The 23,645-nt window shown below is 56.5% G+C and carries 23 protein-coding genes; 3 read left to right on the top strand and 20 right to left on the bottom strand.

Features of this window, described 5'->3' with window-relative positions; all coding sequences use genetic code 11:
* Window positions 1–474: 474 nt before the first annotated feature.
* The 4 genes from DFR26_RS06905 to surE all read right to left on the bottom strand — a co-directional run bounded on the left by DFR26_RS06905 (window position 475) and on the right by surE (window position 4,291).
* Window positions 475–1,854 (bottom strand): DUF5666 domain-containing protein, encoded by a 1,380-nt coding sequence (locus tag DFR26_RS06905; RefSeq protein WP_147300279.1) that lies wholly within the window; start codon window positions 1,852–1,854, stop codon window positions 475–477.
* A gap of 85 nt (window positions 1,855–1,939) precedes the next feature.
* Window positions 1,940–2,797 (bottom strand): sterol desaturase family protein, encoded by an 858-nt coding sequence (locus DFR26_RS06900; protein WP_116208241.1) that lies wholly within the window; start codon window positions 2,795–2,797, stop codon window positions 1,940–1,942.
* A gap of 67 nt (window positions 2,798–2,864) precedes the next feature.
* Entirely contained in the window at window positions 2,865–3,533 is a 669-nt protein-coding gene (locus DFR26_RS06895; RefSeq protein WP_116208240.1) for a protein-L-isoaspartate(D-aspartate) O-methyltransferase, read from the bottom strand.
* Window positions 3,530–4,291, bottom strand: a complete 762-nt coding sequence (gene surE, locus DFR26_RS06890) for a 5'/3'-nucleotidase SurE (RefSeq protein ID WP_116208239.1) — start codon at window positions 4,289–4,291, stop codon at window positions 3,530–3,532. Before surE ends, DFR26_RS06895 begins: the two co-directional genes overlap by 4 nt.
* A gap of 256 nt (window positions 4,292–4,547) precedes the next feature.
* Between surE and DFR26_RS11345 the strand changes: the two genes are divergently transcribed.
* Together DFR26_RS11345 and DFR26_RS06880 are read left to right on the top strand one after the other, a co-directional pair.
* Complete coding sequence (locus DFR26_RS11345; RefSeq protein ID WP_116208238.1) at window positions 4,548–4,835, top strand: type II toxin-antitoxin system RelE/ParE family toxin; 288 nt, start codon at window positions 4,548–4,550, stop codon at window positions 4,833–4,835.
* Between the two features lie 20 nt (window positions 4,836–4,855).
* On the top strand, window positions 4,856–5,182 hold the full coding sequence (locus DFR26_RS06880; protein ID WP_116208237.1) for a HigA family addiction module antitoxin: 327 nt from the start codon (window positions 4,856–4,858) through the stop codon (window positions 5,180–5,182).
* Window positions 5,183–5,203: 21 nt separating this feature from the next.
* Here DFR26_RS06880 and truD read toward each other — a convergent pair whose 3' ends face one another.
* The 15 genes from truD to DFR26_RS06805 all read right to left on the bottom strand — a co-directional run bounded on the left by truD (window position 5,204) and on the right by DFR26_RS06805 (window position 22,272).
* Window positions 5,204–6,313 (bottom strand): tRNA pseudouridine(13) synthase TruD, encoded by a 1,110-nt coding sequence (gene truD, locus DFR26_RS06875; RefSeq protein WP_116208236.1) that lies wholly within the window; start codon window positions 6,311–6,313, stop codon window positions 5,204–5,206.
* Window positions 6,314–6,353: 40 nt separating this feature from the next.
* Window positions 6,354–6,845 carry a 2-C-methyl-D-erythritol 2,4-cyclodiphosphate synthase gene (gene ispF, locus DFR26_RS06870; protein WP_116208235.1) on the bottom strand — a complete coding sequence of 164 codons (492 nt, stop codon included), beginning with the start codon at window positions 6,843–6,845 and terminating at the stop codon, window positions 6,354–6,356.
* Window positions 6,842–7,567: a 2-C-methyl-D-erythritol 4-phosphate cytidylyltransferase gene (gene ispD / locus DFR26_RS06865; protein WP_116208234.1), complete on the bottom strand. Its 726-nt coding sequence runs from the start codon at window positions 7,565–7,567 to the stop codon at window positions 6,842–6,844. The genes ispF and ispD overlap by 4 nt, the downstream gene beginning before the upstream one ends.
* The gene (gene ftsB / locus DFR26_RS06860) at window positions 7,564–7,968 is read right to left on the bottom strand and encodes a cell division protein FtsB (protein WP_116208233.1); all 405 of its coding nucleotides are present in this window, start codon (window positions 7,966–7,968) and stop codon (window positions 7,564–7,566) included. The genes ispD and ftsB overlap by 4 nt, the downstream gene beginning before the upstream one ends.
* Before the next feature lie 3 nt (window positions 7,969–7,971).
* Window positions 7,972–9,267, bottom strand: coding sequence for a phosphopyruvate hydratase (gene eno, locus DFR26_RS06855; protein ID WP_116208232.1), 1,296 nt, complete (start codon window positions 9,265–9,267; stop codon window positions 7,972–7,974).
* 52 nt (window positions 9,268–9,319) lie between these two features.
* Window positions 9,320–10,165 carry a 3-deoxy-8-phosphooctulonate synthase gene (gene kdsA / locus DFR26_RS06850; RefSeq protein WP_116208231.1) on the bottom strand — a complete coding sequence of 282 codons (846 nt, stop codon included), beginning with the start codon at window positions 10,163–10,165 and terminating at the stop codon, window positions 9,320–9,322.
* Between the two features lie 33 nt (window positions 10,166–10,198).
* A complete protein-coding gene (locus DFR26_RS06845; RefSeq protein ID WP_116208230.1) occupies window positions 10,199–11,833 on the bottom strand; it encodes a CTP synthase in 1,635 nt (544 codons plus the stop codon).
* 204 nt (window positions 11,834–12,037) lie between these two features.
* Window positions 12,038–13,339, bottom strand: coding sequence for an OprO/OprP family phosphate-selective porin (locus DFR26_RS06840; protein WP_116208229.1), 1,302 nt, complete (start codon window positions 13,337–13,339; stop codon window positions 12,038–12,040).
* A gap of 201 nt (window positions 13,340–13,540) precedes the next feature.
* Window positions 13,541–14,386 carry a nucleoside triphosphate pyrophosphohydrolase gene (gene mazG / locus DFR26_RS06835; protein ID WP_116208228.1) on the bottom strand — a complete coding sequence of 282 codons (846 nt, stop codon included), beginning with the start codon at window positions 14,384–14,386 and terminating at the stop codon, window positions 13,541–13,543.
* Window positions 14,387–14,422: 36 nt separating this feature from the next.
* A complete protein-coding gene (relA, locus tag DFR26_RS06830; protein ID WP_116208227.1) occupies window positions 14,423–16,696 on the bottom strand; it encodes a GTP diphosphokinase in 2,274 nt (757 codons plus the stop codon).
* A 71-nt stretch (window positions 16,697–16,767) separates the two neighbouring features.
* The gene (rlmD, locus tag DFR26_RS06825) at window positions 16,768–18,135 is read right to left on the bottom strand and encodes a 23S rRNA (uracil(1939)-C(5))-methyltransferase RlmD (RefSeq protein WP_116208226.1); all 1,368 of its coding nucleotides are present in this window, start codon (window positions 18,133–18,135) and stop codon (window positions 16,768–16,770) included.
* A 46-nt stretch (window positions 18,136–18,181) separates the two neighbouring features.
* Window positions 18,182–19,012, bottom strand: coding sequence for a 3'-5' exonuclease (locus DFR26_RS06820; protein WP_116208225.1), 831 nt, complete (start codon window positions 19,010–19,012; stop codon window positions 18,182–18,184).
* Between the two features lie 3 nt (window positions 19,013–19,015).
* Window positions 19,016–19,912: a cysteine synthase CysM gene (cysM, locus tag DFR26_RS06815; protein WP_116208224.1), complete on the bottom strand. Its 897-nt coding sequence runs from the start codon at window positions 19,910–19,912 to the stop codon at window positions 19,016–19,018.
* Window positions 19,913–20,062: 150 nt separating this feature from the next.
* Window positions 20,063–20,830: an SDR family NAD(P)-dependent oxidoreductase gene (locus tag DFR26_RS06810; RefSeq protein ID WP_116208223.1), complete on the bottom strand. Its 768-nt coding sequence runs from the start codon at window positions 20,828–20,830 to the stop codon at window positions 20,063–20,065.
* 80 nt (window positions 20,831–20,910) lie between these two features.
* Window positions 20,911–22,272 (bottom strand): deoxyguanosinetriphosphate triphosphohydrolase, encoded by a 1,362-nt coding sequence (locus DFR26_RS06805; RefSeq protein ID WP_245953037.1) that lies wholly within the window; start codon window positions 22,270–22,272, stop codon window positions 20,911–20,913.
* Between the two features lie 103 nt (window positions 22,273–22,375).
* Here DFR26_RS06805 and can point away from each other — a divergent pair, with 103 nt between their 5' ends.
* Entirely contained in the window at window positions 22,376–23,029 is a 654-nt protein-coding gene (gene can, locus DFR26_RS06800; RefSeq protein ID WP_116208221.1) for a carbonate dehydratase, read from the top strand.
* Here can and DFR26_RS06795 read toward each other — a convergent pair.
* The gene (locus tag DFR26_RS06795; RefSeq protein ID WP_220375734.1) at window positions 23,002–23,616 is read right to left on the bottom strand and encodes an OmpA family protein; all 615 of its coding nucleotides are present in this window, start codon (window positions 23,614–23,616) and stop codon (window positions 23,002–23,004) included. The two genes, can and DFR26_RS06795, sit on opposite strands and share 28 nt — an antisense overlap.
* Between the last annotated feature and the right edge of the window lie 29 nt (window positions 23,617–23,645).

Below are 23,645 nucleotides of genomic sequence, written 5' to 3'. Positions count from 1 at the left end.
GAGACGCTCTACAGCCAGATTGGCGGCAAAGAAGCAATTCGCACAGTCATGGACGACTTTGTCGCGCGTCTAAAACAAGATCAATGCATCGATGAGCAATTTAAACACACCAATGCTGATCGCTTGGCGGGCTTATTAACCGAACAGGTTTGCTAGGCACCCGGCGGCCCTTGCCAGAACTCCGGACGCGATATGAAGTCATCACATGCTGGCATGACAATTACAAAGGCTCACTTTAATGCGCTAGTCGAAGTATTGGTCGATAGCCTGAACGCAGCTAAGACGCCATTTGCTATGCAAACAGACATTCTGGCACTGCTTGCACCAACGCATCGCGATAACATAACGGTCCGCTAATACCAATATGAAGACTGCACCACGGCAAGGCCAGCAAACAATTGCTCGGCCATGCTGTGGTGCTGGCTCAATCAACTACGCCGATAGCAGGCGCCGATAATGGGTTTAGTGACAGCCTTAGTCGTTTTCACGTTCCACTTTCGTGGCAACTAATTGGCCATTTTGGTAGCTGCCTTTAACTTCGACAAACACGCCATTAGTCAGATCGCCTTGCACACGAGCTGAGGCGTAATTGACCAGTACGCTGTTGTTTAGCGTAAAGGTTTTATCGACTGTGTTTAGCGACGAAACAGTGCCTTTTTCCTCATAGCTGCTATGGGTGCCATCGCTGACGCGCTTGGCCTCGACTTTATTGGCACGCAACAGGTTATCGGCCTGCATGTTACCCTTCACTTCCACATAGCTACCAATAGCGGGATTGGCCGATGGCGCTTGATCATCGACACACACCGATTGCACTTGATAATCGGCAGCGCTCGGGCAATTAGTAGCAGCAGAGACAACACCGTATAGCTCCGTGCTGTAACGTACACCCGCGGTACGCAAATTGCTTACCTCACGATAGCCTTCTTGCTCAACACGGGAAGCAACAAAGCGACCATTTTGGTAACTGCCTTTCACTTCAACAAAGTCACCTACTTTCGGCTGCCAAGCAAAGCCATTTTGGTTGGACTCATCGCCATCAGACTCACCCAAGGTCGCGCGACTGATATCAATAGCTAAGCCTTGAATCACCAGTTCATTTGGCAAGCTGGCGGAGTCAATCACACCCTTAATTTTCACGCGCTGGGCACTGTCGATGCGATCACGCAAATTCGCCAAGCGCACTTGGGTGGCGTTCAAAGCTGAGCCATCCAAGCACGCCTGACTGGCTGGCGCACATTTGGCATAAATCCAATCACCGACCGCAATGGCTGGTGAATTGATCGGCAATTTGATCATTAGGCCGCCCATTGTCACAGCAGTCGCATCGACTGCGGTGATCCGACCGTAGGTGCTGTAGCTGCTAAGCGTGTTGACAACATCGACGCGACTGGCCGAAATGCCATCGCTGCTGGGCAAGCCATAAATCTCAACTAGCTGACCATTGGCTAAAGTTTGTGAGGTCAATGCGGCGCTGCTTAAGGTGACTGGCTGGCCTAGCACCTTGAACGTGCCTGATGACAAATCCGTGATGGGGCCGCGCAATAGTCGGCGCACTTCCACGCGGCTCGCTTCGCCAGTTCCGTCATCGTTACGACGACCATCGACACTGACCGACATACCAATGCGCAGTGCATTGCGCGCAACGGCTTGATTAAATTCGTCTAGGTAGGCAGCTGCGGTGGTGCCATAGCTTTCACCATCGACAATAACCGAGCCGAATCCAGAAATAACGCCTTCAGACCTAGCGCTCGTGGATGCTGTGCCGGATGACGATGAACCGCCGCCACCGCCGCACGCAGCTAGTGCAGTGGCCAAGGCCGTGATGGCCATGAGAGATTTACTGTGTTTCATGGTGAACTCCTGTTTGAATACAGAGTTACCTTATCGATCACTCATCAACCAGCGCATGGACACACCATGACATTTTGTTCATCTATTAAGCCTCTGGCGGTGGCACTGGCGTGCCGCTGAGCACAGTCTCCGCGCGCGAGGACTTCAACAGTGGATAAAAAACCTGCACTTGCCATTTTTCGCTGCCGTGGCGAATGTCGTCGGGCAGGCCAAACGCCGGTGGGTATTGGCGTGTGATGTGCGCGGTACCAAACAGCACATCCCAGAAAAAAAGTAGGTTGCCGTAGTTGCCGGTGTAATGGCCAATGCCGTCTTTTTGCGACAGCGCATGATGAGCAAAATGCGTGGCCGGCGTGCTGATGGTGCGCTCCAGCAGCCACATCAGCGGGCGTAGCGCCGGAATGGCATAGAGCTTCTCATCCCAGCGCGCCTCCGAATGCGCGCCAATAATCACCGCCATTTTCACGATGGCATAGCTCACGTAGACCCAGCCGAAGCCCAAGTAGAGCCAAATACCGCTGGCCCATAATCCCGGCATAAATAGGTAATAGAAGAAGTTATTGCGATACACCACGCGCACGCCCATATAGGCGGCGGCATGATGCGCGCGGTGAAACGGCCACATCCATGAGGTGTGCGATAGGCGATGCCACCAGTATTGCGTGAGGTCATCGGAGAGCAAAAGCGCCACGATCATCAGCCATATCGGCCAGTCGGCGAGCTGGTTTTGGGCATCGGGAAATAGCCATTGGCCCAGTAAATTGCACAACAGAATAATCGCCGGCACGATAAACAGCGGCAGTAACAAACCCATGACTAGATCGAGGCGATTGTCTTCGCGCGTGGCATGCGGGCTAAAAAATCGCCGGCGCAACAGCTCCACGGCGGCAAAGCCACCAAACAACGCAATAATCGCTAAGCCTTGCACCTGCTGCTGTTGCATACGCCACCCTCAGGGGCGCTATTGGAATGTGTTATGCCCCACTCACGGAATACACCAGAAATGCCGATTAGCCAACTACACCACCGAGCATCGGCACAAAATGCACCGGCTCAATAATTTCTTGGCTAACACCATCAGCGGTTTTGCACACCAGCACCAAGGACTGTCGCTGACCGGCGCCCACCGGCAACACCATGCGCCCGCCTATCGCCAGCAAATCAATCAACGCCGGCGGCACGCCCAAAGCCGCTGCCGTGCCGATGATGCCGTCGTACTCGCCCTCACCCGGCCAGCCTTGCATGCCGTCGGCGTGGCGCAGCCGGACATTATTGAGCCCCATGGCTTTCAGGCGCTCGCGGGCCTTATCTTGCAAAGCTTTGATGCGCTCAATGGAATGCACCGTGCCCACCAACTGCGCCAACACAGCGGTCTGATAGCCTGAGCCGGTACCGATTTCCAAGACTTTTTGGCGAGCCCCAGCGGCCAATAAAATTTCGCTCATGCGCGCGACAATATAAGGCTGCGATAGCGTTTGGCTGTGGCCAATCGGCAGCGCCGTATCTTCATAGGCACGATGCGCGAGCGCCTCATCGACGAAAACATGGCGCGGAGTTTGGCGCATCACATCGAGCACATGCGGATCGCTAATGCCCTGCGTCATCAATCGAGCCATGAGGCGGTCGCGCGTGCGCGCCGAGGTAAATCCGGAGCCGGTGAGGTCAAACGTGCCACTCATAATTGCTTAATCCACGATGTTAAGGTGGTCATGGCGGCGCGATGAGTCATGTCGGGATCGAGCGGCGTGATGCTCACCGCACCCTCGGAGACCGCATAAAAATCGGTGCCAGGCGCGTTATCGAGCGGGTCACCGAGCGCGCCAATCCAATACACGCTATTGCCGCGTGGGTCTTCAAGCTTCATGACATCTTGGCTGCGCGCGCGATGACCCAAGCGCGTAACCGCAAAACCGGTGTGCTCACTGGGCTCGCCGCCGGGCACATTGACATTGAGCAGTGAGCGCGGTGGCAGACCTAAGCCTGGCCATTTCGCAATGAGCTGGGCCGCATAAGCTGCTGCCGCACGATAATCATCGATGCCGCGTATCTCTATTTTGGGTTTCGCCAACGACACGGCCATGGCCGGATGGCCCAAGAAGCGCCCCTCCAACGCGGCCGCCACGGTACCCGAATAGAGCACATCGTCGCCCAAGTTCGCGCCAGCATTGATGCCCGAGACAATCAAGTCAGGCTCGAAATCGAGTAAGCCATTGAGCGCGATATGAATGCAGTCGGCGGGCGTGCCATTGAGGGCAATAAAACCGTTGGCCAGACGCTGCGGGCGCAAGGGTCGATCGAGCGTGAGAGCGCTGGAAAACGCGCTACGCTCGCCATCGGGCGCGACCACTGTGACCTCGCCGAGGCTCGCTAAGGCATCGGCCATGGCCTGCAGGCCGGGGGCCAACACGCCATCGTCATTACTCAGCAAAAAGCGCATATTTAAGCCATCCCATTGTTTTTGTTAATTATTAAATTATAAGACATATTCATATACCCGCTTAAGTACCCGCTTTTGATATTGCTGCTACCGAACAGAAGCTCAAGGTTCAATTATAACTGCTCACCAGCCTACATGCGCCTCAAGACACGAAACTCTACCAAAACACCTTGCCTCACAGCGGCGACACGAGAGCAACTCCGTTTGACGCACAACAGCGTAGTGCATAGAATGAAAAAAAAGCGATACCAAATATATGGCGATTGAGTTTAGAGATCTTTGGCTAGAAGCCTTTTATGAAGACGACCAGAGTCACAAAAAGATACCCAGCAACATCGAAAGCGCTTTATTTAGAAAACTTCAGATTTTAGATGCAGCGATCCATGAGTCAGACCTGAGGGTGCCACCCGGTAATCGCTTTGAACACCTACAAGGCAGTTTGTCTGAATGGTGCTCTATCCGGGTCAATAAACAGTATCGACTGATTTTTCGCTGGGAAGACGGTGTCGCCCAAGACACCTACCTAGATCCGCACACATACTAGGACAAGAGGAGATGATAGCCATGAGAAATACAACACGTCGCCCAGTCACTGTGGGTCAAATGCTGGTCAGCGAATTTCTGGAGCCGATGGGTATAGAAATTAGCGCGCTAGCCGAGGCGATGGGCGTACATCGAAACACGCTAAGCCGAATTGTGCATGATAAAGGCACGCTGACGGCGCCAGCAGCCATTAAGCTGTCTGCCGCACTGGGTAACACCCCAGAGTTCTGGCTAAACATTCAGCACGCGGTCGAACTTTGGGATGTACGTCATAGCGCCTACGAGCAAGAAGCAAAAAACGTACGCCGTATTCAGCACTCGGTGGCAAACACTGGCGCGATGGCCTAACGAACGTGCCGCCACACTAGCTTACTCAGCAAAAAGCGCATGCGGACTCTCCTCAAGGGCAATACTCGATGCCAATAATGCGGTGGCAAATGCACCGCAGGGCAAGCTAAAACTCAGGCGCAAGGTCTGCTCATTGAGCCATTGCGCGGATAAATCAGGGGCACACAAACGCAGCGCGCGGCGTTGGGCTGGCACGCCGATCAGCGCCAGATCATCGATCACGGATTGCCAGGGTGCAAGCACCTCAGTCTCCAATGCCTCCACAGCCTCGGTCACTGCCAGCTCACCGGCGCCCGGCAAGGGGCCGGTGGCATGCACTAGGCCCTGCTGAAGGCGCTCGGGCCAAGTCGCGTCGTCATCGGTAGGGATAAAAAAACTGCCGCGGCCATCGAGCTGCAGCACATCACCTGTACGGCACGATGCCCAGCTACCATCGCGCACGCGCGCGGCCAGCACCCGATTAAATAGCGCCGAACGTAGCGCCGACAACCAAATACTCTCGCGCTGATCACGGCGCCGACGCCGGCCAGCACGACGATCGGCAAGCAGCGCTAAGCCTTGGTCGATGTTGCGGCCGCCATGACCAAAGCGTTGCTCGCCGATATAGTTGGGCACGCCGTGCGCGGCGATGGTCGCCAGCCGCTCATCGAGCGCAACGCGGCTGCCGAGCAACGCCAGATTGCGCAGGGTGATGACAAAGTGATTCGCGGCATGCGCGCCGCGGCGGAGCTTACGATTACTACGCGCCTGTTTGAGCACACAATAACCAGCGGCCGCCTCCGGCAGCCAGCCATCAAATGACCATACGCCAGCATGAGCCGTACCGGCACCAGCGGGCCAATGCACGCTAAACCATTGCTGGGTGCGGGCATGGCGATCTTTCATGCCCGAGTAGCTCACGGCATGGCGCGGCAGTGCTAAACGCTGGGCAATATCGGCGGCCACGGCATCGGTGTTGAGGCCGCACTTTTCCACCCACAACCACAGGTGCTCACCCTCGCCGCTGGGTTCAAAACCCATGACTTCGGTGACTAAAAAGTCTTCAGCGGTGGCTTTTAATTGGGCGCGCGCCAAGGGCTCACCCCACGGCGAGGGGCATTCGCCACGCAGCGGCACCGGGCGCGTGGCCATCTCGCTTGATAGCTCCGATGTGTTCACGAACTCGCCGCGCTCATGCCGGCCACAGCATCACCACGGCATGCGCCTCGATGCCTTCGCGCCGGCCAACAAACCCGAGCTCCTCGGTTGTCGTCGCCTTCACGCTCACCGCGTCAATCGCCACCTGCAAATCGGCGGCCACCACGGCGCGCATGGCATCGATATGCGGTCGCAACTTCGGCTGCTCGGCCATAATGGTGAGGTCGGCATTACCCACCACATAGCCGCGCGCATGAATGAGCGCGAGCACGCGGCGCAATAACTCGCGGCTATCCGCCCCAGCAAAGGCGGCATCGGTATCGGGAAAATGCTTGCCGATATCGCCCAAAGCCAGCGCGCCCAGCAGCGCATCGGCGAGCGCATGCAGAGCCACATCACCATCGGAGTGGGCCATCAGGCCGTGCGTGTGTGCGATGCGGACACCGGCCAGCGCAACTGCACTGCCGGGGCCAAACCGATGCACATCGATACCGTGACCAATGCGCGGGCGCAACTGAGAACTCATGGGCAAACTCCTTGCGCGCGCTGCTGCGCCAGATAAAACTCGGCGAGCGCGAGGTCATCGGCATAGGTGATTTTTAGGTTATCGCGCGCACCCGTGACCAGGCGCGGTGAGTGCCCAAGGCGCTCCATGGCGGCGGCTTCATCGGTGACCACCACGCCATCGGCACGCGCGGCGAGCAAGGCATCACGCAGCAGGCCGTAGCGAAACAGCTGAGGCGTCAGGGCGTGCATAAGTTCATCACGCGGGATGGTCTGCGCCACGCATCGCGAGTCAGCGACCTGCCCCTGCGCCACCGGCTGAGTCCGCTTGATGGTATCGCGCACGGCATGCGCCAGTAGTCCGCCAACCGGGTCGTCGGCACAGGCTGTAAGCAATCGGCGAATGTCATCGGGCCGCACCAACGGCCGAGCAATGTCGTGCACCAATACCCAATCATCATCATGCGCATCGGTCAGCGCCAGCAGGCCGGCCAACACCGAATCCATGCGCTCAGCACCGCCAATCACGCGACAAACCGGCAGGCCGGCAATGACACGCTCGGCGAGCTGATCATGCGCCGCCAACACGACAGCAATATCGGTGATCTCAGGCACACTGAGCAGTCGCTGCACAGTGTGCGCCATCACGGTTTGTCCATCGAGCAATGCGTATTGCTTGGCGTGCTGAGCACCAAAGCGCGAGCCGCTACCCGCAGCGGGCAGCACCGCAAAGCAGGCGCTCATGGCGTCTGCTCAGATGGCGTGGCAGCTGGCGCAGAAGCAGGCGTGGCAAGTTGGCCATGAACAGTAATCGGCGTGGAAGGCATTTGCGCCGTCACCGAACCTGACAGCGCTTTACCGGTCACCAAATAGAACGTTTCGTCGTCTTTGATCATGCCTAAATCCAGCCGTGCCCGCTCTTCAATCGCGGCATAACCGGTCTTGAGGTCGTTGACTTCAGCCTCGAGCACATCGTTGCGCTGGCGCAAACGCAAATTCTCGGCTTGTTGTTCAGCAACGGCGGATTTTAGGCGATGTACATCGAAAATCCCGCCCTCACCGAACCACAAGCTCAACTGCAATACGGCAAAAATAGCCACGGCCAGCCATAGCAACGAGCGGCTGAGACTGGTGGTGGCAATCATGGCTTACGCTAAACCCTTGAACTCGGCTTTACCGCGATACGGTGCGCTGTAGTCGAGCTCCTGCTCAATTCGCAGTAACTGGTTGTATTTCGCGACGCGATCAGAGCGGCACAATGAGCCGGTTTTGATCTGGCCGGCGCCGGTGGCCACGGCCAAATCGGCGATGGTGGCATCTTCGGTTTCGCCCGAGCGATGTGAAATCACCGTGGTGTAGCCGTTGGCTTTGGCGAGATAAATTGCATCGAGCGTCTCAGTCAGCGAGCCGATTTGGTTGAACTTGATGAGAATCGAGTTGCCCACGCCTTGGTCGATGCCTTTTTGCAAAATGGCCGGGTTGGTGACAAACAAGTCATCGCCAACTAGCTGCACGCGGTGGCCGAGCTTCTCGGTGAGGATTTTCCAGCCCGCCCAATCCGACTCGTCGAGACCATCTTCAATCGAGATGATGGGATAGCGATCGCACAGGCCGGCCAAATAGTCGACAAACTCCGCCGAGGTAAACGATTTATTGCCCTCGCCTTCGAGTACGTAGTTGCCATCGTGATAGAACTCCGAAGCCGCACAATCGAGCGCCAACATGACATTTTCGCCGGCTTTATAGCCCGCGATGCCAATGGCCTCGACGATGACTTTCAGCGCTTCCTCGTTGCTGCTCAAGTTCGGCGCAAAGCCGCCCTCATCGCCCACGGCAGTGTTTAAGCCGCGCTTTTTCAACACACCTTTGAGGGCATGGAAAATTTCCGCGCCGCAGCGCAGTGCTTCGGCGAAGCTGGTGAAGCCCACCGGCTCAATCATAAACTCTTGAATATCAACGGTGTTATCGGCGTGCTCGCCGCCATTGATGATGTTCATCATCGGCACCGGCATGGTGAACTGGGTGTTTTTGCGCAGGCCAGCAATATAGGCATAGAGCGGCTGGCCTTTCGCTTGCGCGGCAGCTTTAGCAATGGCCAGTGACACCGCCAAAATCGCATTGGCACCGAGCGATGATTTGGTCTCGGTGGCATCGAGCGCGATCATGTCATGGTCAAGTTCAGATTGGCCGAAAACACTTTTGCCAACCAATAACTCGCGAATCGGGCCGTTGATATTGGCCACGGCCTTGAGCACGCCTTTGCCGAGATAGCGCGACTTATCGCCATCGCGCAGTTCAAGCGCTTCACGCGAACCAGTCGAGGCGCCGCTGGGTGCAGTGGCGCGACCGACCATGCCATTGTCTAAAATAACGTCGGCTTCGACGGTGGGGTTGCCGCGCGAGTCCATAATTTCGCGACCGCGAATATCTACAATAATCGCCATGTGTGGCTCTCCAAGGGCTATGGGGCCTGCCATTTACGGCAAGCCTGATGAATTAATGAGTGTCGAGAACAGGGAAGCTTTTCACCAACTCATCGACGGCTTTGACTTGCGCCAAGAACGGTTCGAGCTGCGACAAACGCAAGGCACAGGGACCGTCACATTTGGCTTTTTCAGGATCCGGATGCGCCTCTAAAAACAGTCCAGCAAGCTTCTGGCTCATGCCCGCCAGCGCCAGCTCAGTGACTTGCGCGCGACGACCACCGGCAGCATTCGACAGGCCACCGGGCATTTGCAGCGCATGGGTGACATCGAAAAATACCGGGTAGTCAAACTGCTTCATGATGCCGAAACCGAGCATATCAACCACGAGGTTGTTGTAGCCAAAGCTCGAGCCGCGCTCGCAAAGAATCAGCTGATCATTGCCGGCTTCTTCAAATTTGGCGAGGATGTGGCCCATCTCTTTGGGCGCTAAAAACTGCGCCTTTTTGATGTTAATCAGCGCCTTGGTCTCGGCCATGGCCACCACTAAATCGGTTTGCCGCGACAAAAACGCAGGCAGCTGAATAATATCGGCTACTTCTGCCACGGGCTTACACTGCGCGGGCTCATGGACATCGGTAATGATGGGCACATTGAAGGTCTTTTTGATCTCTTCAAAAATGCGCAGGCCCTCTTCGAGGCCGGGACCACGATAGGAGCTCACGCTCGAGCGGTTGGCTTTATCAAACGAGGCCTTGAACACATAGGGGATGCCGAGCTTTTGCGTCACGGTCACGTAGTGCTCGCAAATTTGCATGGCCAGATCGCGTGACTCAAGCACATTCATGCCACCAAAGAGCACGAAGGGTTTGCTGTTAGCCATCTCAATAGCGCCCAAGGAAATCGTTTTCTCAGTCATCGCTCAGTCCTGTAAATGATCTAGCTAGCAAGCTTAACCCTGCGCACCGGCGTGTTGCAGTGCGGCGGCAATAAATCCGCTGAATAGCGGGTGGCCATCGCGCGGGGAGCTGGTGAACTCGGGGTGGAATTGGCAGGCCACAAACCACGGATGATCCGGAATCTCGACCACCTCCACCAAAGATTTATCGGCGCTTAAGCCAGAAATGCGCAAGCCCGCGGCTTCGAGTTGCGGCACATAGGTGTTGTTGACCTCATAACGGTGGCGATGGCGCTCAGTGATTTCCGCGGCGCCATAGACCGTGTGCGCAAGCGTGCCCGGCAGCAGATGGCACTGCTGCGCGCCCAGACGCATGGTGCCGCCTAGGTCAGAGCTGGCATCGCGGCGCTCAATGGCGCCCGTCTCGGTCTGCCATTCGGTGATTAAACCAATGACTGGGTGCTCGCAGCCGGGCTTTAACTCGCTGGAGTTGGCATCGGCAAGGCCGGCTTTATGACGCGCATACTCGATGACCGCAACCTGCATGCCAAGGCAAATGCCGAGGTAGGGAATCTTGTTTTCGCGGGCATGGCGCACGGTGGCGATTTTGCCCTCGGTGCCGCGGTCGCCGAAACCGCCGGGCACCAAGATTGCATCGACACCATCGAGCAGACTCAGGCCTTTTTGCTCAATGGCCTCGGCATCGATGTAGCGAATTTGCACGCGCGATTTGTTTTGAATACCGGCGTGCAAGAGCGCTTCGTTGATCGACTTATAGGCATCAATGAGCTCAACGTATTTGCCGACCATGGCCACGCAAACTTCGCGCTCAGGATTCATCAGGCCATCAACCACAGCATCCCAGTCACTCAAATCGGCAGTCGGTGCACTCAGGCCTAGGCGCTCCACAACAAAGTCATCGAGGCCTTGCTCGTTAAAGCGGCGCGGAATCTGGTAAATACTTTTCGCATCTTTAGCGATGATCACCGCGCGCTCTTCGACGTTGGTAAACAGCGAAATTTTGCGGCGTGAATCGGCCGGCACATCGTGCTCGGAGCGGCAAATGAGGATATCTGGCTGCAGGCCGATGGAGCGCAACTCTTTGACCGAATGCTGCGTGGGCTTGGTTTTCAGCTCGCCGGCCGAGGCAATATAAGGCACCAACGTTAGGTGCATGAGCAGCGAGCCCTGATAGCCCAGCTCAATGCGCAATTGCCGCACAGCCTCCATAAACGGTTGCGACTCGATGTCGCCGGCCGTACCACCAATTTCCACAATGGCAATGTCGTGGTCGCGCGCACCATCACGCACACGTTGCTTAATGGCGTCGGTGATATGCGGAATGACTTGTACGGTGCCACCGAGGTAGTCACCGCGGCGCTCTTTGGTGAGCACGTCGAGATACACACGACCGGAGGTGAAGTTATTTTTCTTGGTCATGCGACCACGGCGCAAAAAGCGTTCGTAATAGCCCAAGTCGAGATCGGTCTCAGCGCCATCGCTGGTAACAAATACCTCGCCATGCTGGAACGGGCTCATGGTGCCAGGATCGACGTTGATATAGGGATCCATCTTGATCATGGTCACGGCAAAACCGCGCGCTTCCAAGATCGCCGCCAAGGAGGCAGCGGAAATGCCCTTGCCTAAGGAAGACACCACCCCGCCGGTGACGAATATAAATTTGGTCATGAGCATTCCAAGCGTTTCGTGAGCATGAGCGCACCGCACAAAGTCGGTACAAAGACGGGAAAGGATGTTACCACGCACGCTCCATGGCGGGGAGGGTCTGCGCATGCTTATCGTGCCGATGTCGGCGGCGTATATCCTTGGCACATAATTTAGTTCATAAAAAAAGGCCCCGAAGGGCCTTTTTTATATCAGCATGCTTGAAACTTAGAAGTTGTATTGAACGCGGCCAGTGACTGCTGATGTTTCTTTATCTGCTGCAGAACCGCTCTCAAAGGTACCATCAACATACTCAAGCATGAAGCGCGTGCTTGGCGTTGCATAGTAGTTCACACCAACAGCGTAATACATGCCTTTTTGGCTTAATGCGTTATCTTTGTTTTCAATCATATCGTAGCGAGCTTTTAACTCAATAGCACCGTCTTCCCCATTAACTTTAGGTGACTTGAAAACACCTTTTTTGAAGTCGTAAGGTTTAGTGTGCTGGGTTAAGAAAAAGCTAGCCTGAACAGTTAAAGCATCGACATCTTCTTTAACGGAGTTGTTGGTGTTCTCAAATTTAGCCTTGGTGTACTCGCCCGAAAGGTAAGTTCCGCCAAAGCGACCAGCCATTTCTAAAGCAACGGTTGTTTGTTCATTGGCACTGAAATTGCTGATACGCTCACGAAGACCGTTTTCACGACCAACAATACGGACCCGAACACCAGTAGTTGACGTTTCGAAATTGTCTTTAGAAGCAGACAAACCAATGTGTACTAAATTGCCGTTACTGCGAACGGGTGTAACAAAACCACGAGCGTTGACTCCAAGGCCTTGTGTTTCAGAGTCGCTAAATGCACGAGGAGTATAGGCCGAAAAGCCGTAACCATAACCTTCACCATTTCCGTCTAGGAAGGCACCAGTCACAAACTGGTTACCGTATATACCCGACGCAGTTGTGAATGGTCGCTCCATAAACAAAAGCTCGTTTGAGCTAGTCAACTCTTCTAAACCCCGATATGGCTTAGCCTGACCTAAACGAAGGTTCATACCGCCCAAGACCTTGCGGCCGATCCACATTTCACGAATACCTGAGTTGTTAGGAGTTGAAGCAGATCTCAGGACAGTAACTGGAACCGAACCAGCGGGGCATGACACTGTAGCTGCTGCGCCGGCAGAAACTGAGCAAACAGTTGTTGTAGAAGTTGAAGTCGCTTGCTCCGAAGAAGAGCCGAAATCATTTTCGAACTTATATTTCCAATCATAGGCACGACCTGAAAGTGATAGACGTGCGCGACGAAGGAAGAATTGTGAGTTTGATTTATCTTTACCGCTAGCAGCAATGTCATCTTCGTCAATGTAGAAGTTGCCATCAACATGAATACGACCGCCGATTTTGGCTTCAAAGTTGCCATCTTCGGATTTGATTTTAAAACCACCCGTGGTCGAGGCCTTGTCGGCGGCCATGGCGCTCACGCCAAACGAAGCGGCAAATACAGCCAGCGCGGTCATCTTGATTGCATGTTTCATTATTACCTCTGCATATCAGCTAAGTGGATAAGGCCGCTTGGCAGCCGACCCAGGACACATTCGGTGCCCGCTTTTGGGTTGACGCGACTATGGCGATTTAATATGACATTTCACAGAAGGATTTATGACAGTTTCGTGACGTTTCAGATGGTTGACCACCCCACGCACTATTTTTTGATGCACGCCTCATGACCTCAGCGGCTACATGCCCTCACGCTTGGCGCCCTGCCACAAGGCTTCCATCTCTGCCAATGACGCATCACTCAGCGACTCACCGCGCTTACCTAATGCCTGCTCAATATAGCCAAAGCGCCGACGAAACTTGGCGATGCCGCCGAGCAGCGCCTGCTCGCTATCGACGCCGACTTGGCGGGCTAAATTGGTGGTACAAAATAAAATATCACCGAGCTCATCTTGCAAGGCGTCTTGGCCTAAGCCGTGGTCGAGGGCCTGCTCAAATTCATCGAGCTCCTCGCGCAACTTGGCCAACACCGGGCGGGGATCCTGCCAGTCGTAACCGACCTCGCCTGCGCGCGCTTGCAATTTTTCAGCTCGGCGTAAGGGGCTGTGGCCGGCGCCGACCTTATCGAGGAAAGCCGGAGTCGCTACTTTCCCTTGCGCCGCGCTTATGGCTTTTTCCACGGCCTTAATCTCGTCCCATTGCGCGCTGACTTGCTCGGGCGTGAGCTCGATACGCGGCAAATCCAAGCGGCCATCACGAAAAATATGCGGGTGGCGGCGAATCAATTTGGCGCTGATGGCAGCGGCGACATCGGCAAAACGAAAGCCACCTTGCTCACTCGCCAGCTGCGCCTGAAAGACAATTTGCAGCAACAAATCGCCAAGCTCTTCGCACTGCGCCTGCGCGTCACCCTGCGCAATGGCCTCCACCACCTCGTAGGCCTCCTCGATGGTGTAGGGCGCCAACGACTGCATGTCTTGCGCAAGATCCCACGCACAGCCCTGCACTGGGTCACGAAGCCGCGCCATGATAGCAAGCAGCTCGGTCAGCGCCTGCTCAGGGGTAGTCGATGCTGGCACGGACATAGTAAAGACTCTCTTTGGGTAGCGTGAATCGCTGACTCAGCGCTCAGTCGGCAAGCGATGCTCGGTTAAGCGCCGCGCCTCAATGACCATCGCCAACTGCTCAATGCGCGACAGCACGCGCGAGAGCTTGGCCAGGCTGGGTACTTCCATGGTCAGGCGCAACGTCGCGGTGGCATCGTGCTTATCCGACTGCGTTTGCACGCCAGTCACGTTCACCTGCTCATTGGCCAGCACGGCGGTGACATCGCGCAAAAGACCGGTGCGATCCCAGGCGCGCACTATGATATCGACCGGATAGGCGGCTTGCTCGCCGACCTGCCATTGCACATCGAGGGTGCGCGCCGGATCCTCTTGCGCGAGACGCTCATAGTCAGCGCAGCCACGCGCGTGAATGCTGACGCCACGACCTTGCGTAATAAAACCAACGATGGGCTCGCCGGGCACCGGCTTGCAACAGCCCGCCACATGGCTGAGCAAATTGCCCACACCCTCAATCATGATGCCGGCGCCAGAACCATCACTGCGCGGCGCGTGCACGGGAATCTCGGGCAAGGCCAGCTCTTGTTGCGCCACCGATTGCTCATCGCTGAGCGCATGAGTGATGCGCGCCAAGGCCAAATCGCCAGCACCCAAGGCCGCCAGCACATCCTCGGCGCTACGCAGATTAAAGCGCGGCGCCAGGCGCTCCAGTGTGCCTTTTGGCATGCCAATGCCCAGTCGCGAGAGTTCGCGCTCAAGCAGCCCACGACCCTCATGCACATTGCCATCGCGGGCTTGCTGCTTAAACCAGGTCCGCACTTTAGTTATTGAGCGGCTAGAGGCCAAAAAACCCTGCGCCGGATTCATCCAATCACGGCTAGGTTGGCCGCCGCGATGGGTCATGATGTCGACCTGCTCGCCGGTCTGTAGCTTGTAGGTCAGCGGCACAATGCGACCATTGACCTTGGCACCGCGGCAACCATGACCCACTTCAGTGTGGATGTGATAGGCAAAATCCAAGGGCGTGGCACCGGCTTGCAGGTCCACCACCTGGCCATCGCGGGTAAACACATAAATGCGTTCGTCATGGATGGCCTGATTGATTTGCTCGGCCAGCTCCTCTATGCGCTGATCACCAATATCATCTTGCCATTCAAGCACTTGGCGCAACCACGCAATCTTGTTTTCATAGCGAGCATCGGTACGTGAGGCCTTGCCTTCTTTATAGGTCCAATGCGCGCAGACGCCCAGCTCGGCCTCCTCGTGCATATCGAAGGTACGAATTTGCACCTCAATAGGCTTGCCGGCCGGCCCGATCACCGCCGTGTGTAGCGAGCGATAGCCATTCTCTTTGGGCGTAGCAATATAGTCATCGAACTCTCTCGGAATATGCTTCCACAGCGAGTGCACCACCCCCAATGCCGCGTAACAGTCGCGCACATCGGGCAATAAAATGCGGATGGCACGGACATCAAAGAGCTCATGAAAGCCTAAGCCTTTGCGCTGCATTTTGCGCCAGATCGAGTAGATGTGTTTGGCGCGGCCACTGACCTCAATCGGCCCCATGCCCATGCGCTCTAGGTGCTCACGCACCGTGCTGATGACTTGCGCAATATAGCCGTCGCGGTCGAGACGCTTCTCATCGAGTAGCTGCGCAATCTGCTTGTAGGCCTCGGGCTCAAGGTATCGAAACGATAAATCCTCCAGCTCCCACTTCACATGGCCAATGCCGAGTCGATGTGCCAGCGGCGCGTAGATGTCGAAAATTTCGCGTGCCACCCGGCGCTTACGCTCATCGCTGGCATCTTTTAATTCGCGAATAGCAAAGGTACGTTCGGCAAGCTTGATCAGCGGCACACGCACATCGTCAATCATGGCAATGAGCATTTTGCGCACGTTATCGAGCTGCTGCGCCTCGCTATTATTGTGGCGCGGATCTGGGTTGATGAGCCGGCTAATCGCCGCCATGCGCATCACGCCATCGATGAGGTCGGCAATGTCGGGGCCAAACTCTTTGCCGACTTGCACCAGCTCTATTTTGCCCTCGCGCACGCCGCGATAGAGTATCGCCGCCATCAGCGACTCTTGGTCAAGGTTTAGTTCGGCGAGGATGTCGGCCATGGCCAAGCCGGTCAGAAAGCTCGAGGTTCGCGCCGACCAAACGTTATGACGCGCCACCGCCTCGCGGTCGAGCTGTTCGGCCCGATGACAAGCGCGCAGCAATTCGGCACGATCATGCAACTCGACATAATCCTCGACGCGATCAAGCCAGGTCTCAAAATCCACCGAACCATCGCCGTGGGTCGGATAATCGGCGCGTACTTTAACCATCACTGCGCTCTCTGTATTGGCGTTGCAATAAAACCGTGCGAAAACCGACGCGTTGCCTTGTTATGGGGCGCTTAAGCGCGCTTTTCAAACACCGCAATCGACTCGACATGCGTGGTGTGCGTGAACATATCCATGATGCCGGCTTTCAGCAGCACATAGCCGGCTTTCGCTAATTCGCCGGCATCGCGCGCCAGTGTCGCTGGATTGCATGACACATAGACGACACGCTGCGGCTTTAAGCTGACAATGTGCGGCAAAATCTCCAACGCGCCACTGCGCGGCGGGTCAATCAAGACACGGTCAAAGCCCAGCGCCGCCCACGGCTGGCTGGCAATGTCTTTGGTCAGATCATGACTATAAAATGAGACATTGCTGAGGCCGTTGGCCGTGGCATTTTCTTGCCCGCGTCGCACCATCGCCTCCGACCCCTCCACACCGACGACCTCGCGTGCTTTTGTAGCCAATGGCAAGGTGAAATTGCCCAGACCACAAAACAAGTCCAGCACGCGATGCTCTGCAGAAGTCTCAAGCAATTCCAATGCCAATGGCAGCATTTGCCGGTTAATGTCGGCATTGACTTGCGTGAAGTCATTGGGGTGAAACGCCAGGCGTAAATCCGCGCCATTGGCGGCTGGAAACGGCAGCTCATAGGCCAGACGATCAGGGCCATCGACAGGCCAGACCTTGTGCACGGTATCGTAATTGCCGGGCTGCAAATAGCACTGCCAGCCGCGCTCCGCACAAAAATCGATGAGCGCTTGGCGATCGCTATCGCTCAGGTCGATCATGTGGCGAAACACCAGCGCGACTGGCGCCACGCCATCGAGCTCGTCGCCCGCAGCGACTTCAATCTGCGGGATGTGATCGCGCGCGGCTAGGCCATTAATCAGCTCACGAAAGGCCGTGATGCTCAGGCCTAAGCGCGGATCCATGACCACGCAGCTGTCGAGCTCAGCCAAAAAGCTGGCTTGGCGCTCACGAAAACCCACCAAGAGCTTTTCTTTTTTGATGACATAGCGCACGCCCATGCGCGCTTTACGCCGATACGAGTTGCTCTCGCTAACCAGCGGCGGCAGCCACTCCAGCGGCTCAATGCCACCAAAATGCTTGAGCTGCTCGGCGAGCACCGACTGCTTTAGGTCAAGTTGGGCTTGGCGCGACATATGCTGCAAGGAGCAGCCGCCACAGACGCCAAAATGCACACATGGCGCCGCCACGCGATCGGGCGAGGCATTGAGCACCTCAATGGCGCGGCCCTCGTCGTACTTTTTGTGCAGATTGCCGAGCTTGACCAGCACGTCTTCGCCGGGCAAGGCACCATCGACAAACACCAGCTTGCCATCGGCGCGATGGGCAATGCCGCGGCCATCGTGGCCGAGCTTGGTGACGGTGAGCATCTCGGGCGCCAAGGCGTTTAATTTATCTCGTTTACGCGACATAACAGACTCGATTGCGCGTCGGCGTGGGTGCCGGCGCGGCAGACATTTAAAGGGAGATGATCGGCGCGTTGAGCGGTGGATCGGTCGCCGGCATGGCAGCACTGGCGGCTTGCCATTGCGCTAAAAACTCATGCAGATGCGGCTGCTCGCTGGCGCTCAACGTGGCCTCGACCATGCTCAGCTCCGTGGTCAATTGCGCGGCATCGAGCTGGCCGCGCATCTGCTGAAAGCGCAACCAGACCAGATAGGTATTGAGCACATCGGTTTCGCAATACTGACGGATTTTATCGAGGCCGCCGGCGAGAAATGTCGGCCAGACTTGGCCGCCATCCATGCCCATTTTGCCGGGAAAGCCCAAGAGCGTGGCGACTTGATCGAGCGGCTGTACAGCACGCGCTTGATAGCCGGCTAAGACATCCATGACATCGGTATGGCGGGCATGAAAACGGCCGAGGTAGTTATTAAATTTGGCCTCGCGATTGATCTCGCCTTGATCCCAATACAGCGGCGCCGAAATGCCGTGCAGCAGCGCACGATAATGCAATACCGGCAAATCAAAGCCACTGCCATTCCACGACACCAAGGTCGGATTGAAGCGCTCCAAGCCTTGGTAGAAGCGCGTAATGAGCTCGGCCTCACTGGCGTTTTCATCGCCCAATGACCAAACTTTCACGCCATCGCGCGAACGCAACACGATGGAAATACACACCACGCGCTGCAACGAGTGGCGAATAAAATCCGAGCCGCCGGTCTCTTGCCGACGCAGCTTAAACAGCGCCTCGCCAGCAGCGGCATCATCGAGGCCATCGAGGCCATATAAGCGCCGTCCGCCAGCAATATCGGGCACGGTTTCAATATCAAACACGAGGGTATTCATGACTTAAGCTTCCGCGCTAAACACGCCGGTGGATAAATAGCGGTCGCCACGATCACAGACAATGGCAACAATGACGGCGTTTTCGACTTGCCTCGATAGCTCCAGCGCCGCCCACACCGAACCACCCGATGACACGCCGCAAAAAATGCCTTCTTCACGCGCCAAACGTCGCATGGTGTCCTCCGCCGCTTGCTGCGGCGTATCAATCACCACATCAACACGATCGCGCTGAAAAATCGTCGGCAAATAAGCCTCAGGCCAACGCCGAATGCCAGGAATCGAGGCGCCCTCGACCGGCTGCAGACCAACGATTTGCACCTCGGGATTTTGCTCTTTTAAGTAACGCGACACGCCCATGATGGTGCCGGTAGTGCCCATTGAGCTGATGAAATGCGTGACCTGGCCTTGCGTTTGCTGCCAAATTTCTGGACCCGTGCCACGGTAGTGCGCCAGCGGATTATCATCATTGCCAAACTGATTGAGCACCACACCCTCGCCCTGCGCTTGCAGGCGCATGGCCAAATCGCGCGCACCCTCCATGCCCTCCTCGGCGCTCACCGAAATCAGCTCGGCACCGTAGGCGGCCATGGCATCGCGGCGCTCTTGGCTCTGGTTCGCCGGCATAATCAGGCGCATTTTATAACCCATGATGGCTGCCGCCATGGCTAGCGCAATGCCGGTATTGCCCGAGGTGGCCTCAATCAGCGTATCGCCCGGATGGATAGCGCCACGGCGCTCGGCCTCAACAATCATCGATAACGCCGGGCGGTCTTTTACCGAACCCGCCGGATTATTGCCTTCGAGCTTCACCAAGATGGTATTGCTGGTGCTGCCGGGCAAGCGCTGCAGGCGAACCAAGGGCGTATTGCCAACACAATCGGCAATGGTGGGATAGTTCATGGCGACACTCAGCGAAAAAGTGGCCTAATTGTAGAGATAAAGCCCGCGCTAGGACATAGCGCGGGCTTTATCGGGGCTGAAGCGGCAATGGCTGTAAGCCTAATCGCTCGAATGCCCTAAGCCGCTAGATGCTGCTGCACCAGTACGCCATTAGCGCGGCGCCATGCGAATCGCGCCATCGATACGAATGGTCTCGCCATTCATAAAGGCGTTTTCGACCAGCTGCACGGCAAGCATGCCGTACTCGGCCGGATGGCCTAAGCGTTTGGGAAACTGTGTCATTTCAATCAAGGGCAGCTTCACCGCATCGGGTGCGGCATTAAGCAATGGCGTATTGAAAATGCCCGGCGCGATGGTATTCACACGCACACCGATGCTGGCCAAATCACGCGCCAAGGGCAGCGTCATGCCGACCACCGCACCTTTCGACGCCGAATAAGCAACTTGACCGATTTGGCCATCAAAGGCGGCAACCGAGGCGGTATTGATGATCACGCCGCGCTCGTTGTCGTCATTGCCAGCGTTTTTCGCCATGGCCACGGCGGCCAAGCGTGTGACGTTGAAAGTACCGACCAAATTCACCGCGATGACTTTATTGAAGACATCGAGCGAGTGCGGGCCATTTTTACCGACAGTGCGCATGGCGCTACCGATGCCGGCACAGTTCACGGCAATGTGCACCGCGCCCCAAGCGGCCAAGACTTCATCGATGCCGGCTTGTACAGACGACTCATCGGCGACGTTGACGCGGCAAAAATGCGCATTGGCACCGAGCTCCGCGGCAGCGGCTTTGCCGGCCTCTTCGTTCAAATCAAATAAAGCCACGCGCGCGCCTTTGGCGATATAGGCCTGTGCGGTAGCAAAGCCCAAACCCGAGGCACCGCCCGTAATGATGGCCACACTATGTTCTAATTGCATAACAGCTCCTAAGTAAGACTGATCAGTCATCGCCGGGCGAGCATAGCACCGCGCTCTCATCAGACAAAGGTGCTCGCGCCTTAAATCAAGCCCTGACCGGAGATCTCGCGCGCCAAGCGGGCAGCATGGTTGTCGGTCATGCCGCCGACAAAATCAAACACACGCAAATAGCCCTGATACAGCGACATACCCGGTGTCAGTGGCGTGTCGAGCAGCGCTAATTGCGTGCGATGGCGCGGGCTCAGCGACGCCGCCCCCTGCACACAAAAGGCATGCACGGCCGGCACCAGCGTGTCGAGCAGGCTGCCCAAACACGGGTAGGCCGCGACCTCGGTGACGACTTTGCTGCGATGACCATAGACCTTATCTTGCGCCAGCTGTTTGGCCGCCAGCAGTGCATCGCGAATGGTCGGGCTGGCCATGGCAATCAAGTCTTTGCCAGGCAACTCGCCGCGCAACAGCGCTTCGTGATGGCGCATGAAGGTATCGGCCAAATCACCCACACAACGCCCGACCATGGTGCCGCGCAAGGCCGCCGCATATTGGCGTGGGTCACGGATCTGCCATTGTTTATCCGGGTGCACAATGGGACCGAGCAAGCTCTCAAGCTCATGCAAATCGAGGATGCCGATCTCCACAGCATCCTCCAAATCGACAATGGCATAGCAAATATCATCGGCGGCCTCCATCAAATACGATAGCGGATGGCGCGCCCACTGCTCCTCGCTACGCTGCAGCAAGCCCAGCGCCTCAGCCACGGCACGGTAGTAAGGCAGCTCGGCCTGATAAACATTGAACTTGCCGCGCTCGGGATAGCACTGTGCGGTCCACGGGTATTTCACCAAGGCGCCAATAGTCGCGGCACTCAGGCGCATACCGCCCTCGTTGCGATACATCTCCTGCGAGCAGGCCAGGCGCAGGCCTTGGGCATTACCCTCGTAGGTGATGATGTCGCGGTATTCGGCACTCGCCAGCGGCGCCAACAGCTCCGCGCGGGCTGGCTCGCGAAACCAGTCGCGCAAAGCGTATTCGCCGGTATGGCCAAAGGGTGGGTTGCCCATGTCGTGGGCCAAACAAGCCACTTGCACAATGCCGCCAATATCAAAGGGCGTGAAACCATTGGGCAATTCATGATGGCTGGCCTGCAGACTCGCCCCCACGCGATTGCCCAAGCTGCGGCCGACACTGGCGACCTCGACACTGTGCGTGAGGCGATTGTGCGTGTGGTCGTGTTGCGCGAGCGGATGCACCTGCGTTTTGCGGCCTAAGCGGCGAAATGCTGTGGAGAACACCACGCGGTCATGGTCAATGTGAAACTCCGAGCGCAAGCCCGCGAGACCTTGATCGGTGGCCGCCGCTGGGGCAGCAATAATCTGCTCACGTTTAACTTTAAAGCGCTGCGCCGAGAGCAGTTGCGGCCAATTCATGCGGGGAGATGTCATCTACCTATCCTTTCCGTCGGTCTATGCCATCATCGACAAAAGCCGCGACAAAGACCAGTCTAAGCCGTGGCATAATCGCGCGATGCGATGAGAGGATGTAGTGATGCTAGATGCTTTATTTAAAAACAATGTGCGTTGGGCCGATGCCATTAAAGCCAAAGAGCCGGACTTTTTCGAAAAGCTCGCCCAGCAACAAACACCACAATTACTCTGGATAGGCTGTGCCGATAGCCGTGTACCGGCCAATGAAATTATGGGCCTGCTGCCCGGCGAAGTGTTTGTCCATCGCAACGTCGCCAACCTCGTCATTCATACCGACATGAACTGTTTATCGGTGCTGCAATACGCGGTGGAAGTCTTGAAAGTGCGTCATGTCTTGATCACTGGCCACTATGGTTGTGGTGGCGTTAAGGCCGCGCTCGATAACCAGCAGTTTGGTCTCATTGATAACTGGCTGCAGCACATCAAAGATATTCATCGCTACCATGCCCATCGTTTTGCCGGGCTCAACTACGACACACAATTTGACTTGCTCTGCGAGCTCAATGTAGTCGAACAAGTCGCCAATATCGCCAACACCACCATCTTGCAAAATGCCTGGGCGCGGGGCCAAGACGTCTCTGTGCATGGCCTGATTTTCAATATTGGCGATGGTATTTTGCGCGATCTTGGGGTGCACTGCAGTGCCTCGCAGCCCACCCCGTCATTTGCGAAAGCTCAGCTAACCGCTCAGGGCGTCATATCGCAGGCCGAATAAGCCACTTCGACACGGCGATTTTGCTGCCAAGCCGCCTCAGTGCTGCCTTCCGCCACCGGCTTTTCTTTGCCGAAGCTCACCACATCGAGCTGCGTGGCTGAGGCACCTTGGGCCTGCAAATAGCTCGCCACGGCATTGCCGCGACGCTCGCCGAGCGCCAAGTTGTAATCGTGCGTGCCACGCTCATCGGTGTGCCCAGCCAGCTGCACACTCACGCCTTGCGCCGACTGCAACACACCCGCGAGCGCATTGAGGCTGGCTAATGCATCGGGTGATAACTCACTGGCATCAGTGCCAAAATAATACACGCTCTGACGTAAAAGCTGCGCCATCTCTGGGCTTTGCGCATTGAGTAAGGCCTGCAACTGCGCGGGTGAGCAACGCGCGATACTGGCCAAGCTGGCATCCACAGACTGCACCGTCACCGCCTCGGGCAACGTATCGGAGCTCATGTCAGGCGCCATGGGCGGTGGCGGTGGCTCACTGCGAAATAATGAGCAGCCCGACAGCGAAACCGTCAGTACGCTGGCGCTGAGCAATGCCATCAGGTGGCGCTTGGGTAGCGCTCGGTGAAAAGATAAAGACATCAATAAAACTCCTGCGGTGGGTCGAAAGG

This window comes from Paraperlucidibaca baekdonensis (genome assembly GCF_003387535.1).
GTDB lineage: Bacteria > Pseudomonadota > Gammaproteobacteria > Pseudomonadales > Moraxellaceae > Perlucidibaca > Perlucidibaca baekdonensis.
The sequence above is the reverse complement of the archived record's forward strand: the minus strand, read 5'-3'. Positions and strand labels throughout refer to the sequence as shown.

Excerpts from the sequence above, each read along its gene's own strand:
- DFR26_RS06905 (WP_147300279.1), bottom strand. The coding sequence starts at position 1,854 with ATGAAACACAGTAAATCTCTCATGGCCATCACGGCCTTGGCCACTGCA.
- DFR26_RS06900 (WP_116208241.1), bottom strand. The coding sequence starts at position 2,797 with ATGCAACAGCAGCAGGTGCAAGGCTTAGCGATTATTGCGTTGTTTGGT.
- DFR26_RS06895 (WP_116208240.1), bottom strand. The coding sequence starts at position 3,533 with ATGAGTGGCACGTTTGACCTCACCGGCTCCGGATTTACCTCGGCGCGC.
- surE (WP_116208239.1), bottom strand. The coding sequence starts at position 4,291 with ATGCGCTTTTTGCTGAGTAATGACGATGGCGTGTTGGCCCCCGGCCTG.
- DFR26_RS11345 (WP_116208238.1), top strand. The coding sequence starts at position 4,548 with ATGGCGATTGAGTTTAGAGATCTTTGGCTAGAAGCCTTTTATGAAGAC.
- DFR26_RS06880 (WP_116208237.1), top strand. The coding sequence starts at position 4,856 with ATGAGAAATACAACACGTCGCCCAGTCACTGTGGGTCAAATGCTGGTC.
- truD (WP_116208236.1), bottom strand. The coding sequence starts at position 6,313 with ATGGCCACGCGCCCGGTGCCGCTGCGTGGCGAATGCCCCTCGCCGTGG.
- ispF (WP_116208235.1), bottom strand. The coding sequence starts at position 6,845 with ATGAGTTCTCAGTTGCGCCCGCGCATTGGTCACGGTATCGATGTGCAT.
- ispD (WP_116208234.1), bottom strand. The coding sequence starts at position 7,567 with ATGAGCGCCTGCTTTGCGGTGCTGCCCGCTGCGGGTAGCGGCTCGCGC.
- ftsB (WP_116208233.1), bottom strand. The coding sequence starts at position 7,968 with ATGATTGCCACCACCAGTCTCAGCCGCTCGTTGCTATGGCTGGCCGTG.
- eno (WP_116208232.1), bottom strand. The coding sequence starts at position 9,267 with ATGGCGATTATTGTAGATATTCGCGGTCGCGAAATTATGGACTCGCGC.
- kdsA (WP_116208231.1), bottom strand. The coding sequence starts at position 10,165 with ATGACTGAGAAAACGATTTCCTTGGGCGCTATTGAGATGGCTAACAGC.
- DFR26_RS06845 (WP_116208230.1), bottom strand. The coding sequence starts at position 11,833 with ATGACCAAATTTATATTCGTCACCGGCGGGGTGGTGTCTTCCTTAGGC.
- DFR26_RS06840 (WP_116208229.1), bottom strand. The coding sequence starts at position 13,339 with ATGAAACATGCAATCAAGATGACCGCGCTGGCTGTATTTGCCGCTTCG.
- mazG (WP_116208228.1), bottom strand. The coding sequence starts at position 14,386 with ATGTCCGTGCCAGCATCGACTACCCCTGAGCAGGCGCTGACCGAGCTG.
- relA (WP_116208227.1), bottom strand. The coding sequence starts at position 16,696 with ATGGTTAAAGTACGCGCCGATTATCCGACCCACGGCGATGGTTCGGTG.
- rlmD (WP_116208226.1), bottom strand. The coding sequence starts at position 18,135 with ATGTCGCGTAAACGAGATAAATTAAACGCCTTGGCGCCCGAGATGCTC.
- DFR26_RS06820 (WP_116208225.1), bottom strand. The coding sequence starts at position 19,012 with ATGAATACCCTCGTGTTTGATATTGAAACCGTGCCCGATATTGCTGGC.
- cysM (WP_116208224.1), bottom strand. The coding sequence starts at position 19,912 with ATGAACTATCCCACCATTGCCGATTGTGTTGGCAATACGCCCTTGGTT.
- DFR26_RS06810 (WP_116208223.1), bottom strand. The coding sequence starts at position 20,830 with ATGCAATTAGAACATAGTGTGGCCATCATTACGGGCGGTGCCTCGGGT.
- DFR26_RS06805 (WP_245953037.1), bottom strand. The coding sequence starts at position 22,272 with ATGACATCTCCCCGCATGAATTGGCCGCAACTGCTCTCGGCGCAGCGC.
- can (WP_116208221.1), top strand. The coding sequence starts at position 22,376 with ATGCTAGATGCTTTATTTAAAAACAATGTGCGTTGGGCCGATGCCATT.
- DFR26_RS06795 (WP_220375734.1), bottom strand. The coding sequence starts at position 23,616 with ATGTCTTTATCTTTTCACCGAGCGCTACCCAAGCGCCACCTGATGGCA.